Origin of the sequence: Flavobacterium notoginsengisoli, assembly GCF_014207905.1 — a bacterium.
Lineage (GTDB): Bacteria > Bacteroidota > Bacteroidia > Flavobacteriales > Flavobacteriaceae > Flavobacterium > Flavobacterium notoginsengisoli_A.
This window is the reverse complement of sequence record NZ_JACHLB010000005.1, coordinates 60,318-74,830: the sequence shown is the minus strand read 5'-3', so window position 1 is coordinate 74,830 and position 14,513 is coordinate 60,318. Positions and strand designations below refer to the sequence as shown.

11 protein-coding genes are annotated in these 14,513 nt (G+C 32.4%); 10 read left to right on the top strand and 1 reads right to left on the bottom strand.

Translation table 11 applies throughout. From position 1 onward, the window contains the following. The first annotated feature begins 194 nt into the window (after positions 1 to 194). From HNP35_RS15385 to HNP35_RS15370, 4 genes are read left to right on the top strand one after another with little or no spacing between them, the layout of a single operon-like run. Positions 195 to 671 carry a DUF6265 family protein gene (locus tag HNP35_RS15385; RefSeq protein ID WP_184163929.1) on the top strand — a complete coding sequence of 159 codons (477 nt, stop codon included), beginning with the start codon at positions 195 to 197 and terminating at the stop codon, positions 669 to 671. 5 nt (positions 672 to 676) lie between these two features. Continuing rightward, entirely contained in the window at positions 677 to 1,189 is a 513-nt protein-coding gene (locus tag HNP35_RS15380; protein WP_184163926.1) for a hypothetical protein, read from the top strand. Between the two features lie 10 nt (positions 1,190 to 1,199). Continuing rightward, entirely contained in the window at positions 1,200 to 1,499 is a 300-nt protein-coding gene (locus HNP35_RS15375; protein WP_184163922.1) for a hypothetical protein, read from the top strand. Next, entirely contained in the window at positions 1,486 to 1,968 is a 483-nt protein-coding gene (locus HNP35_RS15370) for a hypothetical protein (protein ID WP_184163919.1), read from the top strand. Before HNP35_RS15375 ends, HNP35_RS15370 begins: the two co-directional genes overlap by 14 nt. A 157-nt stretch (positions 1,969 to 2,125) precedes the next feature. Here HNP35_RS15370 and HNP35_RS15365 read toward each other — a convergent pair whose 3' ends face one another. Further along, a complete protein-coding gene (locus HNP35_RS15365) occupies positions 2,126 to 3,286 on the bottom strand; it encodes an MFS transporter (RefSeq protein ID WP_184163917.1) in 1,161 nt (386 codons plus the stop codon). Positions 3,287 to 3,541: 255 nt separating this feature from the next. On the opposite strand from HNP35_RS15365, the gene HNP35_RS15360 reads away from it, so the two are divergent. From HNP35_RS15360 to HNP35_RS15335, 6 genes are all read left to right on the top strand, one after another. After that, positions 3,542 to 5,848: a TonB-dependent receptor gene (locus tag HNP35_RS15360; RefSeq protein WP_184163914.1), complete on the top strand. Its 2,307-nt coding sequence runs from the start codon at positions 3,542 to 3,544 to the stop codon at positions 5,846 to 5,848. Between the two features lie 80 nt (positions 5,849 to 5,928). Then, a complete protein-coding gene (locus HNP35_RS15355; protein ID WP_184163911.1) occupies positions 5,929 to 7,092 on the top strand; it encodes a PepSY-associated TM helix domain-containing protein in 1,164 nt (387 codons plus the stop codon). Between the two features lie 135 nt (positions 7,093 to 7,227). Next, entirely contained in the window at positions 7,228 to 9,657 is a 2,430-nt protein-coding gene (locus HNP35_RS15350) for a TonB-dependent receptor (protein WP_184163908.1), read from the top strand. A 143-nt stretch (positions 9,658 to 9,800) separates the two neighbouring features. Beyond that, positions 9,801 to 10,526, top strand: a complete 726-nt coding sequence (locus HNP35_RS15345) for a DUF4198 domain-containing protein (protein WP_184163905.1) — start codon at positions 9,801 to 9,803, stop codon at positions 10,524 to 10,526. Between the two features lie 243 nt (positions 10,527 to 10,769). Beyond that, the gene (locus tag HNP35_RS15340) at positions 10,770 to 12,998 is read left to right on the top strand and encodes a TonB-dependent siderophore receptor (RefSeq protein ID WP_184163902.1); all 2,229 of its coding nucleotides are present in this window, start codon (positions 10,770 to 10,772) and stop codon (positions 12,996 to 12,998) included. 146 nt (positions 12,999 to 13,144) lie between these two features. Beyond that, a complete protein-coding gene (locus HNP35_RS15335; protein ID WP_184163900.1) occupies positions 13,145 to 14,458 on the top strand; it encodes an APC family permease in 1,314 nt (437 codons plus the stop codon). Positions 14,459 to 14,513 lie beyond the last annotated feature (55 nt).

The following is a 14,513-nucleotide window of genomic DNA, read 5'->3' as shown; positions in this document are numbered from 1 at the left end:
TTATTCAGAATCAAAATTAAATCTGCTCAAATCTGCCGAATCTGCGTGAAAAAAATCTTTATAATTCTTTTATCCCGATAGCGATCGGGAGTGGCAAAAAATTACATTAAAATTTTTAAAATTAATTCGTGGAAATTTGTGTAATTAGTGGCTAACTTTTTTTTTATAAATTAGTACAATCAAAACTCAAAAATATGTTTCAGAAAATTACTCTTTTAGCTCTTGTATTAGCCGCAGTTTCCTGCCAGAAAAAAGAAACTGTTGAAAAAGATAAAATCAAAAAAGCCGACTGGTTAATTGGAAACTGGGAAAATACAACGCCAGACGGAGTTTTATCTGAAAACTGGCAAAAACTAAACGATAGTACTTTTAGTGCTGTTTCTTATTTTATAAAAGGAAATGACACCATTCATTCTGAAAGTATTATTCTAGCGCAGTTAGGAGAAACATTGACGTATAAAGCAACCGTAAAAGGTCAAAATGACGACAAACCTGTATTTTTTCCATCAACTTCTGAAACGGATCAAAAATTGGTTTTCGAAAATCCGAAACACGATTATCCACAAAAAATTACGTATACAAAAGGCGCAAATAATTCTTTGACAGCTGAGATTTCTGGAAATTTGAACGGAAAACCTAGTTCGGAGAAATTTGTTATGACGAAGAAGTAAAAGCAATGAAACAGAAAATAAATTATATTCAGATAATTTTTCATTTCGTTGCGACTTACTTTATAATGTTTTCTTTTAAAACATTTTCGTGGCTCAACTATATTAAAGTGATTGAAGCAGCTGCAATTCATGGTCCTAAATATGTTATGGAAAATCTTGAAAAGCTTCAAATAACTACCGTAGAAATCGCTTATTTTAATTTTTGGCCAAATATTATCAGTTTGGTAGGAATTGTTTTTTCATTTATTATATCAATTACAATTTCAAAAATTAAAAAATGGTCCATTTTAAATAGCTTTATCGTACTTATAATCATTTATCTTTTATACCGATATAATACTCTGGGTTGGAATTATTTTAAAATTTTGGCAATAGGTAGCTTTATAGACGATTATCACTTAAATTTTATTATAACAGGATCATTTTTCTTAATTATCGGACTTGTTATTTTCTTTTCGAAATGGACAAATAGAATAATTGAAAAAAGACAAATTGAGCTTAAAACTCAAGAGAATTAGAAAAACTAAAATGGAAAAAATAAAGAAGCAAATTAGTATTTTTGGTATTTATCAGATTATGGGTGGAATTTTAGGAATTGCCCTAAGTATATATTTTCCTATAAAAACAAACTTTTTTAATGCTACCATTTTAGGAATCACTCTTTTAGTTTTTTTAACAGCATTCAATCTAAAATGGAATTCGGATACCAATATTACTGCATTTAGTATTAATATCATTGCCATTATTTTGATGAATCTTGCATTTAAACTGAGAGAAAAAATAGCAAAAGAAGAAGAAAACAAATTATCAGAAATTGGACAATCTTAGTCGAGTAAAAATATACGTCTTTTTAATTCTTGCTTCAGTTTTTATTTTCAGTTGCGATTATAAATCCCAAAGTACTATTGAGAATCTTTTGGATAATTTTTCATTTAACACTACTCTTTCCAATAGTACACAAATCATTGTAAAAGCTTACGATTCAACTGTAACTTACAGAAGATCTGGTAGCATTGAATCTTTTAATCCTATAAAAGAATTTAAAACTCATAACAAACAGCAAGTAAAAGACTTTGAAAGTATTTTTGAAAATGCTGAAAAAACAAGTTATTGCTGTTGTCCAACAAGTTCCTATTCTCTTCATTTCTTTAATCAAAAAGAAATGCTTGCTTTATTTTACGTTGATACACTCCAATTTAAAGATAAAGTTAGAGTTTATGAAGGTAGTTTTCAATATTCGTACATTATTGAAAAACAAAAATGGTTGCATTATTTGAAAGAAATAGACAAAAAATAGACTGTTTCTAAAGCAATATAAAAAAAGAACCATCGGTTCTCCCCATTTTGTAGGGCTGGACTTCAGTCCAGTTCACATAAAGATTATCTACACAGTTTTTTCACAAAAACAAAAAACCTCAGAATCTTAGCATCTCAGAAACTTAGCAACTTAAAAATCACTCATTCTCCCCGATTTTATTCACCATAAAAATCATCAGTATTCCTAAAAGCGCCATAATAAGAAACGCCCATTTCATACTTAAATATTCAGAGATAAAACCAACCATTGGTGGAACCAATAAAAATCCGAGATAACCAATTGTAGAAATAGAAGTTAATGCAGATCCACTACTCAATTTCGAAGATCTTCCAGCAATACTAAATACTAAAGGAACAACACAAGAAACTCCAAAACCAATTAAAACATAACCAAAAATAGTTGGATACGCGTACGGAAGAATAAAGCAAATTCCGAAACCTAAAGTGATTAAAATTCCGCTATAAAGGAGGATTTTTTTTGTTCCAAATTTCGTTACGCCATAATCACCAAAAATACGTCCTAAAGTTACTGCAGAAGCAAAAAACACAAAGGCAGCACTGGTTAATTTTGGTGAAGCTTTTAAGATGTTTTCAAAATAAATTCCGCTCCAGTCGTACATCGTATTTTCACAAGCCATTGAAACAAAGCAAATCAGAGCAAATTTTACCAGATTTTTTTCTGGCATTGAGAAAAATTTCTTCTTTACAGGAACCGGTTCGTTATGAATACTCATTGGATAAAAACACGCCGTAAGTGCCAACATAAAAACACTAACTCCCAATAAATGGTGTGATGGTGCAATTTTCTGCGTTACCATAACATATCCTAAACCTGCCCCAGAAAAAACAGCAATACTCCAAACCGCATGAAATCTAGTAATAATAGATTTCGGATATAATTTTTGCACTTCTAAAGATTGTGCATTAATTGATAAGTTGAAAATATTTCGAGAAGCACCAAAAATTAAAAGTACAATAACCAGCTGCCAAACAAAAGCTACCAAACCTGGTAAAGACAGCACGATATTAAACATTATGGCTCCTAAAAGCATAATATAACGGCTACTATATTTATTTAATAATTTCCCAGTAAAAGGCATTGTTAGCATTAAACCAATTGGAAATGCAAATAAAACAGCTCCAAACTGCGCTTCAGATAAATGTAATTGTGCTTGTATATGCGGAATTCTAGAAACCCACGAAGAATATCCAAAACCTGAAAGAAAGAAAAAGACTGTATTAGCTATACGGTATCCGCGAGGCGTATTTTGTATTTTTTTGAAGAAAGATAAAATCATGAAATTGTTTTTCAGACTGCAAAATTAAGGCTTTTTTTAGGGTGAGCGTCCTACTTTTTTCTTTTTTCACAAAAACTTGATTTTATTTTTTAAAATTAAAAACATAAAACATCTCTTACTTTCTTAAAATAATCTTAACAAATGCTTATGAAATCCTTAAAAATAATATTTGCTAAAGAAATTTTTATAGCTACATTTGCACTGTTTTTATTCATTCTAAATAAAAACTATTTATAAACCAATTAAAAAATAGCAATGAATTACCACAATCAGAAAACCTTACGTTTTCTATTTTCAATCAGCTTTTTATTTTCGTTCTTATCCATTTTTGCACAACAAAACAACGGAAAAATTAAAGGAACCATTACTACTTCTGACGGCGACGCTGCGGCTGGAGTAAATATTATTCTTAAAAATACTAAATACGGTACGGTTTCAAATGACGACGGTACTTTCGATTTTAACAGAGTAAGAGCTAATTCTTATACGCTTCAAATCTCTTTAACTGGTTACGAAACTTTAGAAACTCAAGTTACTGTAACTGAAAATGAAACAACTTCTCTTAATCTACAGCTTAAAGTTTCGAATAAAGAACTGCAAGAAGTTGTAGTAAGCGGTAAAAAGAGCATTGCCTCTAAAAAAACCGATTATGTTGCCAGAATGCCACTTAAAAACCTTGAGAATCCTCAGGTTTATAATGTAATCCATAAAGAACTTTTATTAGAACAAGTTTCAATTGATGTTAAAAGTGCGGTACAAAACTCTCCTGGATCTGTGCCTGTTACATATCCTTCGGGAGGAGTTGGAGTTACTTTTAGAGGTTTTACAACTGGAATTAATGCTAGAAATGGTATGGAAATGTCTACCAACCGTTCTTCTACAGACCTTGCCAATGTTGAAAGAATTGAGGTTTTAAAAGGGCCATCTGGAACTTTATTTGGTTCAACTATTTCATCTTTTGGTGGTGTAGTAAACCTTGTTACTAAAAAACCTTTTGAAACGACTGCTACAGAAGTATCTTATACAGCAGGAAGTTTCAATTTAAACCGTTTTACTGCCGATGTAAATACTCCGCTGAACAAAGATAAAACGGTATTATTTAGAGTGAACGCTGCCGTTAACAGAGAGAAAAGCTTTTTAGATTACGGTTTCAACAATACTGTTGCTTTTACTCCAAGTTTAACTTTTAAAGCAAGTGAAAAACTTACTTTTAATATCGATGCTGAATATATTAGCTCAAACAATACAAGACGTACTTACCATAGATATGATGCAGCTTCTGGAATTACAAATCCTGGTGATTTGAAAATTGGTTACAGAAAATCATTATTCTATGATGATAATGATGCTAAAACTTCTGCAAATAAAGTTTTTGCTCAGGCAGAATATCAAATCTCAGACAATTGGAAATCTACTACCCTATTCTCTTTTATGGGAGAAAATGTAGAACGCAGTTATCAAACGTACACGCTTTGGTTAACCCCTTATGAAGCAGCAAGAAGAGTTGGAAACTGGGGACCTATTTATGATAATTACACTAATATCCAGCAAAACTTTAATGGTCAATTTAAAACTGGAAGCATCAAACACAAGCTTTTACTTGGTGCAAACTATAGCTTTAACAAAAGCGGTTTCTCTTCTGGTATCACAAGATATCTTGATACTATTGATGTGAGAACCCCATATAATCCGATGAGAAGAAAAACGGTTGATGCTACATTAACTCAGACTGCATATCCTGTTACTACTAGTAAAACTTTTAGTGTTTACGCTTCGGATGTTATCAATTTTACAGATAGATTATCTGCTATGTTGAGCTTACGTGTAGACAATTATAAATTGGACACAGACGAAAGTACAGAAGGTTACGATCAAACAGCTTTATCTCCAAAATTAGGTTTAGTGTATCAAGTTGTTCAAGATCAGGTTTCGGTTTTTGGAAACTACATGAACGGATTCCAAAATTCGCCTCCAACTACACAGCCCGACGCTACAAGATTGATTTTAGATCCTGTTTATGCTGCGCAATATGAATTTGGGGTAAAAGTTGAGGCATTCAATAAAAAATTAAGCACGACTTTGAGTTATTACAATATCAAAATTGATAATGCTGTACAATATGACAATGAAGGTTTTGCCTATCAAAATGGAGAACAAGTGAGTAAAGGATTTGATTTTGAATTAATTGCAAATCCAATAAATGGTTTTAATATTATCGCTGGATACGCTTTTAATGACAACACTATTCCCGCAACTGGCAAAAAAGCTGTTGGCGCTCCAGAAAATGTGGCTAACTTCTGGACAACGTACACTTTACAAAATACTATAAAAGGTTTAGGAGCTGGATTCGGAATTAATTATGTTGGAAAAAGCTATATGTTCGATGACAATGTTTTCTACATTCCATCTTACACTACAGCAAATGCGACAGTATTTTACGATCAGCCGACTTGGAGAATTGGACTTAAATTCAATAATCTTTCGAATGAAAAATATTGGGATTTCTACGGAAACTCTCAAGCTCCAACAAACTTCTTGGTTAATTTGACATTGAAATTCTAAAGTCATTTTCTTAAAAGAAACACCTCTGTTTAACCGCAGAGGTGTTTCTGTTTAATACCATTTTTTTTAAAATTTATAAAATGACTTTCAAAAAACTAATATTAAAAATACACTTGTGGTTAGGATTATCTTCTGGCTTAATCGTTGTCATTCTTGGAATTACAGGCTGTTTGTATGCTTTTGAAGAAGAATTACGCCCAGTAATTCATAGCCACTATTTTGTTGATCAAGTAAAAGACAAAAAACTGCCACTTAGCCATTTATTAGAAATTGCAAAAGAGGCCAATAAAAAGGTTCATCCAAAAGAAACATTTTCTGGATGTAAAACATTTAATGATAACAAACGCACTATTGAAACTTGGTTTTATGAAGAGATAGACAAAAATGCAATTTGGTATTGGAATCAATATCATACCACTTACGTTTATGTAGATCCATACACAGGAACTGTAAAAAAAATTGAAGATTATAATTTTGAGTTTTTCGTGTTTGTTCGAATGCTGCATCAAACACTTTGCTTAAATAGCGAAATCGGCGATCCAATTGTGGGAACGGCAACCATTATATTTATTATTTCGCTAATTACTGGTTTGATTCTTTGGTGGCCAAAAAATAAAAGCGCTGCAAAACAGCGCTTTTGGTTTCAATGGAAAAACACCACAAAATGGAAACGTAAAAACTACGATCTGCATAATATTCTCGGTTTTTACATGATGATTTTCGCTTTAATAATTGCATTAACTGGATTAGTCTGGGCTTTCAGATGTTATGATCAAGGAGTTCAATGGTTATTTAACGGTGGAAAAACTTTTCCTGAAGAAAAAAGAATCGTTTCTGATACTACTAAATACACTAAAATTAATGCTACAGATAAAATATATCTTACTACTTTAAAAGCACATCCTAAAGCAAAAAGCTACTTTTTGTTTACGCCAGAAGCAAATGATTCTTTAGCGACTTTTCAAACATTTATTCGCTATGAGAATCGTTTTGATGATGTATCTATGGAATTTGATCAATACACAGGCAAGAATCTCAAAGTAACTACTTACAAAGACAAAAATAATGGCGAAAAATTTCGATTCATCAATTATGATTTGCATGTTGGAAGCATTCTTGGATTTCCAGGAAAAGTCTTGGCTTTCTTTGCCAGTCTTGTCTGCGCAAGTTTACCCATAACAGGTTTTCTAATTTGGTGGGGACGAAATAAGAAGAAAAAAACAGCTACGAAGCCAGTGCAATAAAACTGGTTTCTTTTTTTAATTTATTAACCTTCAATTAGCCTATTTTTTTTGTTAAAGAAATTATAATGTATATTTTTGCCTTGTTTTTAATTATTCTAAATAATTGAGACAGAAATTAATCCAAAAAAAAATACCATGAATTATTCAAATCGTAGTATCAAGCAGATAAGTACCATATTCTGCCTGTTCTTCTTCTTTTGCAACACTATTTTCGCCCAGCAAAATTTGGGAAAAATTAAAGGAACAATTACAACCTCTGACGGAGAAAATGCGGTTGGAGTAAATATTATCCTTAAAAATTCAAAATATGGCACTGTTAGTGACGAAGACGGAACTTTCGAATTTAATCGCGTTAAACCTAATACCTACACTTTACAGGTTTCTTTAACGGGTTACGAAACGCTAGAGCAACAAGTTACAGTTACTGCTAATGAAACGACGTCACTTGATTTAAAATTGACAGTTTCTAATAAACAGCTAAAAGAAGTTGTTATTACTAATGAAAGAGGAAAAGCATTTCCGAAACAAAGTACTTATGTTTCAAAAATGCCTTTAAAAAATGTTGAAAACCCACAGGTTTATAACATCGTTTCTTCTGAATTGATGAAAGAACAAGCGATTACCAATTATGAAGATGCCTTGAAAAATGTTCCTGGAATTCAGAAATTATGGGAATCTACAGGTCGTGGCGGCGATGGAGGTTCTTACTATTCGCTTCGCGGATTTGAAGTTCAGGCCAATATCGTAAACGGTTTGCCAGGTATTACTAGCGGAACATTAGATCCCGCTAATATTGAAAGAATCGAAGTTATCAAAGGGCCTTCTGGAACTTTATTTGGAAGCAGTTTAGTAAGCTACGGCGGACTTATCAATACTGTTACCAAAAAGCCTTACAGTGGTTTTGGAGGTGAAGTTTCTTATCTTGCGGGAAGTTTTGGTTTAAACAGAGTGACTGTAGATGTTAATACTCCGCTTGACGATAATAATGATGTTCTTTTTAGAATTAATGCGGCTTACCAAACCGAAAACAGCTTTCAGGATGCAGGATTCCGTACTTCTATTTTTGTAGCTCCTTCCCTTTCTTATAAAGTAAATGATAAATTATCTTTCTTAATTAATACCGAATTTATGTCTGAAGAAAAAACAACGCCTTCAATGTTGTTTTTAGGAAGAGATGCACAATTGCAGTTTAAAGACTTAGCCGATTTAAATTATAATACCGATTTGTCTTTCTACAGCAACGATCTTCCGATGAAAAATCCGAGATTTAATTTGCAAGGACAAATGAACTATAAAATTTCTGAGCAATGGACATCTCAGACGGTTTTATCAAGAACATCCTCTAAATCAAGAGGATACTATTCTTACATTTACGATAACGAAGATGGTAACCGTGATTTTGGTTTTTGGATAACTAAAGAGAATTCTCAAACTGCAACAACCGATATTCAACAGAATTTTATTGGTGATTTTAAAATTGGTAGCATGAGAAATCGTCTTGTTTTCGGTCTAGATTATTTTGATCGTAATTTGATGTTTGCTGGTTCTGGTTACGGAAAATTATACAATGTTACCGCTCAAGGCGAAGTAAGACAAATCGATCCTGCAAACCCTTACAATCTAAGTCAGACTTCTGTGGATCAATTATTAGCTTCAGAAGCGGGACCAAATTATAATTCTAAAGATGCAACCTATAGTGCTTATATATCTGATGTCCTAAACATTACACCTTCATTATTGGCAATGGCAAGTTTAAGAGTGGATTATTTTGACACTGAAGGAAATATCAAAACCGATACAGACGATTATAATCAAACGGCATTTTCTCCAAAATTTGGATTAGTTTATCAGCCAATTAAAGACCAATTATCTGTATTTGCTAACTATATGAATGGTTTTAGAAATATAGCGCCAAGTGCGATCTATGATAATGATGGAAATTTTATTGGTTCACAAACTTTTGAACCTGAACATGCAAATCAATTAGAAGCTGGAATTAAAGCCGATTTATTTTCAAATAAATTAACTGCAACTATGAGTTATTATGACATTAATGTTGCCAATTTAGTTACAAGTAACCCAATGTACAGCGCTCAAGGTGGTGAATCAAGAAGCAAAGGTTTTGAATTTGATTTGAATGCGGCACCAATAAAAGGTCTAAGCATTATTGCTGGATATAGTTATAATGATAGCAAAATCACAAAAGGTGACGAAAATAATGTTTGGTTAGACCAAGGAAAAAGACCTTTCTGGGCTGGTCCAAAAAATTTAGTGAACCTTTGGGCTACTTATAAATTTGAAGAAGGAACTTTAGAAAACTTCGGACTTGGTTTTGGAGGAAATTATGCCAGCGACAATGCGATTTTAGATAGTGAAGTTACTGGTAAATTTATTCTTCCTTCTTACACTGTAATTAATGGTTCTGTATTTTACAATTCAAATAAATTCCGTGTAAGCTTAAATGTAAACAACATTACAAACAAAGATTATTTTAACGGAGGCTGGTCTACAGTAAACCCGCAAAAACCTAGAAATGTTGTAGCAAGTTTTGCTTATAAATTCTAGATAGATTTTAAATCACAAAAAAACCTCGAAGTCCATTAAATTTAAATGGTTTCGAGGTTTTTTTGTGATTTATAATTTTTAATTATTCTAAATAAGACTTATGTTTGTAGAAAATTTCATTCTAATAATTTAAACTTGATCTTATGAAATCAAATACTTTAAAAACAATAACTTTTTTATTCCTAATGCTTTTTGCTGCTCCAAAAATCTTTGCTCACGCACTTTGGATTGAAACTAAAGCAACTGGAACAAAAGGAAAAGCTCAAGAAATCTCAATCTATTTTGGAGAATTCTCAGATAATGACATCACAAAAGCTGATAAATGGTTTTCTGATTTAAAAGATTTTTCATTAGTATTAATCTCTCCTTCAAAAAAAGAAACAAAATTGACTTCTAAAGCTTTAGAAAATAAATACCAAGCATTCTTTACACCAGATGAAGACGGAGTTTACACAGTTGTAATGCACCATAAAGTAAAAGACGTTTACGGAACTATGGTTTTAGATTATAACTCAAGTGCAACTGTAGTAGTTGGAAACAAAGCGGCTGGAAACAATATTGCATCAAACACGAATAAAATTGCTGTTTTTTCAGAAAGCGCTGATATTGCAAAGAAAGACACAAAAATTACAGGTGTTGCTTCTTACGATGGCGCTATAGCTAAAGAAGCAAAAATTAAAGTAATTGCTCCAAACGGATGGGAAAAAGAATTATGGACTAACGATAAAGGTGAATTCACTTTTACTCCAATCTGGTCTGGAAACTATATGGTAGAATATGCTCACACAGAAAAAGCATCTGGCGACCACAATGGTAAAAAATACGATGAAATCTGGAAAATGGCTACTTACCAAATTGCAGTAAAATAATTTTAGAAAATTTCATTCTTAGATTTAATTTCAATTAGAAAAACCTCGCTATACGGCGAGGTTTTTTTATTTATGGCAACTTAAATTAATACAAAATTAAAATATCATTAGAAAATTCTTAAGCAAATCTTAAGACAACAATAAGCAAGGTTTAAGTAAGAAAACCACCTCATAATTTCATGTTAAAGTACTCCTGTATTTATATTTGCACTCGATAATTTTTATTGAATCTAAATAAATACCATGAAATATAATTTACTATTTGCACTTGGATTATTAAGTCTTGCTTCTTACGGACAAGATTATTCAAACAATGAAAGCACTTCTACAGTAAATGATACTGTGAAAAATAAAAAAGGTGAAATCTTAAATGAAGTCGTTGTTACTAAAAACAAAGAACCAAAACCAGTAACAGCGGTTCGTTCTGGTTTAAAACCAATGGACAACCCTCAAAGTATCCAAGTGATCGGTGCTGAAGTTATAGAACAGCAACAAGCTATTAGATTAAGCGAGGTTTTAAAAAATGCCAACGGGGTTTATGTTGGTTCTGCACGTGGTGGCGCACAAGAATCTTTTTTCTCTAGAGGTTATGATATGTCTGCCAACAATATGTTCAAAAACGGATTTCGTTACAATGCAGGTTCCATTCCAGATGTATCTGGTTTAGATAAAGTTGAATTCTTAAAAGGTGGTTCCGCTTTATTATTTGGAAATGTGGCTCCAGGTGGAATTTTGAACCTTGTAACCAAAACTCCTCAATTTAAAACTGGCGGCGAAGTATCGATGCAAATCGGAAGCTTCTCTTATTACAAGCCTGCTTTTGATTTCTACGGCGGACTTAGCAAATCAATTGCTTTTAGAATTAATGGTTCTTATGAAAACTCAGAAAGCTTTAGAGATGTTGTAAAAAATGAACGTATTTATGTAAATCCTTCGTTACTTTTTGTCATCAATCCAAAAACACAGATTACAGTTCAAGGAGATTATTTATCTGCCGATTGGACTCCGGATTTTGGAACAGGAATTATCGGAACTCAAATTCTCGATTTACCTCGCAATACTTTTTACGGATCACTTTGGTCAAACGGAAATACAAAATCTGCTAGTGCTTCTGTTTTATTAAATCATGACTTTAATAAAAACTGGAAACTGAATTTCAATAGTTCATACCAAACTTATGATAGAGCTTCAAAATCTACTGCGCAATTATCTTCAGTAAAAGATAATGGAGATTGGACAAGACCATTGGTTCAAAATGAAAACTTAGAACAAATATTAGGAGATCAGATCAGTCTTCAAGGAAATTTCAATACTGGTTCTGTAAAACATCAAGTTTTTACTGGTGCCGATTGGGAAAACTCTTTCGCAACAGCTTATACTTTTGCATTTAACCCTGCAAATTATGACACAATCAATCTTTTCAATTTTGATCCGTCAACGCAAAGAAATGACATTCCAAATGCGAGAGCGACACAAATTGCAAAAACAGAAACGAATCGTTTTGGGGTTTATTTCCAAGATTTAATCTCAATTACAGAAAAATTAAAAGTATTGGCAGGTATACGCTGGTCTTGGCAGGAAGCTGAAGTTACAACTTACAAAGAAACTTTTGCTTCTGGAGTACAAACTGTAAAACCTGAAAATTCTGTTCCTACTGTTGGTGCTAAAAAATTAGATAATGCTTTTTCTCCAAAATTCGGATTAATATACCAGCCAAGAACAGACGTTTCATTATTCGCAAGTTATTCTACTTCGTTTACTCCAAACACAGGAACTACAGCAGATTTAAAACCAATTGAACCATCAATTATAGATCAATATGAAGCTGGTATTAAAACTGATTTCTTAGAAGGATTATTAAGTACAAACGTTACTGTTTATCAAATCGTAAACAGCAATTTAGCACAAACAGCCGAATTTAAAGCCGACGGAAGCTTAAATACCGATACAAACGTAAAAGTGTTAAGTGGAGAAACTAAAAGTAAAGGTATCGAAATTGATGTTACTGCAAAACCTGTAGAAGGTTTAAGCATTGTTGCGGGTTACAGTTATAATGATATGCGTTATACTAAAACGTCTGGTTTAAATGGTAGTTTTATTGAGGGTGATCGTTTGGTTAGAACTCCTGCAAATACTGCAAACTTAAGTTTCTATTATTTAGTTCAAGATGGTTTCTTTAAGGGAATATCAATTGGAGCAATTGGAAATTACATTGGTGACCGTTTAGGTGGATGGAATGACCAATACAGCACCGATCTTACTAAATATCCTGATGGAATCTACCATAGAGAAATTCCATTAAAAGGCTACACAACAATAGATGTTTCGGCAGGATATACTTGGAACAAGTTCTCTATCCTTTGTAAATTATCAAACATTACAAACGAATTGAATTATACAGTTCACGAAAATTATAGCGTGAACCCGATAGCGCCTCGTCAAGTTATGACAAGTCTTCGCTACAAATTCTAAAACATTGAATTAGGTTGGTTTTTCCCAAGATATTCTAGTTTCATTTTCGAAAACAGAATGTCTTGGGATTTTTATTTTAAAGCTAATTATAATTCAATTAATACTATTTTTGCTTTAAAAAATTATTCTCTCAAATAAACCCAAACATGTCCGATTCTAAGAAAAACCAATTAAAGAAAACCTTAGGCCTTAGTTTTAATATCGCTGTATTAATTGGCGGAACAATCGGAGTTGGAATTTTAAGAACACCTGGAACAATTGCAGAAATGCTCAATAATTATTGGCTTATTCTTGCCTGTTGGTTATTTGGAGGTTTATATGTTTTATTGGGTGCGAATTCTTATTCTGAACTCGCTACAATGTTACCAAAAGCCGGCGGATCTTATAATTATATCAAAAGAGCTTTAGGCGAATATGCTGGATTTCTTTCTGGTTGGTACGATTATATCGTCAATGCCATTCCGCCTGCATTTTATTGTATTGTAATTAGCGAATACACTATTATTTTATTTCCTGAACTTGCTCCCTACTCTACAGTAATTTCTATTTCCATTTTAGTCGCTTTTGTTTTACTGCACTTAAGCGGAGTAAAAAATGGAAGCGTAATCCAGCAAATCACAAGTTTGTTGAAAGTAATCTGTTTCGTGGCGCTGGTTGTAGCTTGTTTTCTGTATTCTGGAGTAAATGTTCCCAAAATTCAAACCGACAATTCTATCTTTCAAATTGGTTTAATTTTTGGATTTTTCAAATCATTACAGCTTATTATTGGAACTTATAATGGCTGGAACGCCGTTTGCTTTTTTGCTGAAGAAAATGATGATCCGAGCAAAAATATTCCGAAATCTTTATATAGTGGAGTTTTACTTGTTGTGGCGATTTACATTTTAGTAAATGCTGCATTTTTTCACGTTCTGCCAATTGAGACATTAGCCAAATCAAATCTTGCCGCTGCAGATGTTGCTAAAATTCTTTTCGGAGAAAATGGTGCTAAAATCGTAACAGTAATTTCTATCTTTTCTTTAATCAGTATTTTGAATGCTTTTATGATGATACCGCCAAGAATTCTTTACGGATTAAGCCGTGACGGATTTTTTATTCAAAAAGGAACAATCGTAAATAAAGGAGGAACTCCAATTGTAGCACTTTTGGTTTCATCATTTTTCAGCTTGTTTTTAATCTGTATTGGTTCGTTTGAAGTCTTGTTTTCTTTCGCCGCTTTTATCTCCATAATCGTTTGGGGACTGGCGTATTATTCACTTTTAAAACTAAGAACTTCCGAACCTGATTTACCAAGACCTTATCGTTCTTTTTGGTATCCGTGGACAACTATTATAGCGATCATTTTTTCTATCGCATTACTTGCAGGATTTGTTTACAGCGATCCTAAAAGCTTTATCATTATTGTTGGAATTGCAATTGTTTCTTATCCTTTGTTTTTGGTTTTGAAGAAGAAAAAATAACATTTTTTGATAGCCACGAATTCACGAATTTTATTTCTAAAATCTTTGAAAAATA

Bases quoted from the DNA above. Each gene is read 5' to 3' on its own strand.
- HNP35_RS15355 (WP_184163911.1), top strand. From the start codon at position 5,929: ATGACTTTCAAAAAACTAATATTAAAAATACACTTGTGGTTAGGATTA.
- HNP35_RS15350 (WP_184163908.1), top strand. From the start codon at position 7,228: ATGAATTATTCAAATCGTAGTATCAAGCAGATAAGTACCATATTCTGC.
- HNP35_RS15335 (WP_184163900.1), top strand. From the start codon at position 13,145: ATGTCCGATTCTAAGAAAAACCAATTAAAGAAAACCTTAGGCCTTAGT.
- HNP35_RS15375 (WP_184163922.1), top strand. From the start codon at position 1,200: ATGGAAAAAATAAAGAAGCAAATTAGTATTTTTGGTATTTATCAGATT.
- HNP35_RS15365 (WP_184163917.1), bottom strand. From the start codon at position 3,286: ATGATTTTATCTTTCTTCAAAAAAATACAAAATACGCCTCGCGGATAC.
- HNP35_RS15345 (WP_184163905.1), top strand. From the start codon at position 9,801: ATGAAATCAAATACTTTAAAAACAATAACTTTTTTATTCCTAATGCTT.
- HNP35_RS15380 (WP_184163926.1), top strand. From the start codon at position 677: ATGAAACAGAAAATAAATTATATTCAGATAATTTTTCATTTCGTTGCG.
- HNP35_RS15340 (WP_184163902.1), top strand. From the start codon at position 10,770: ATGAAATATAATTTACTATTTGCACTTGGATTATTAAGTCTTGCTTCT.
- HNP35_RS15360 (WP_184163914.1), top strand. From the start codon at position 3,542: ATGAATTACCACAATCAGAAAACCTTACGTTTTCTATTTTCAATCAGC.
- HNP35_RS15385 (WP_184163929.1), top strand. From the start codon at position 195: ATGTTTCAGAAAATTACTCTTTTAGCTCTTGTATTAGCCGCAGTTTCC.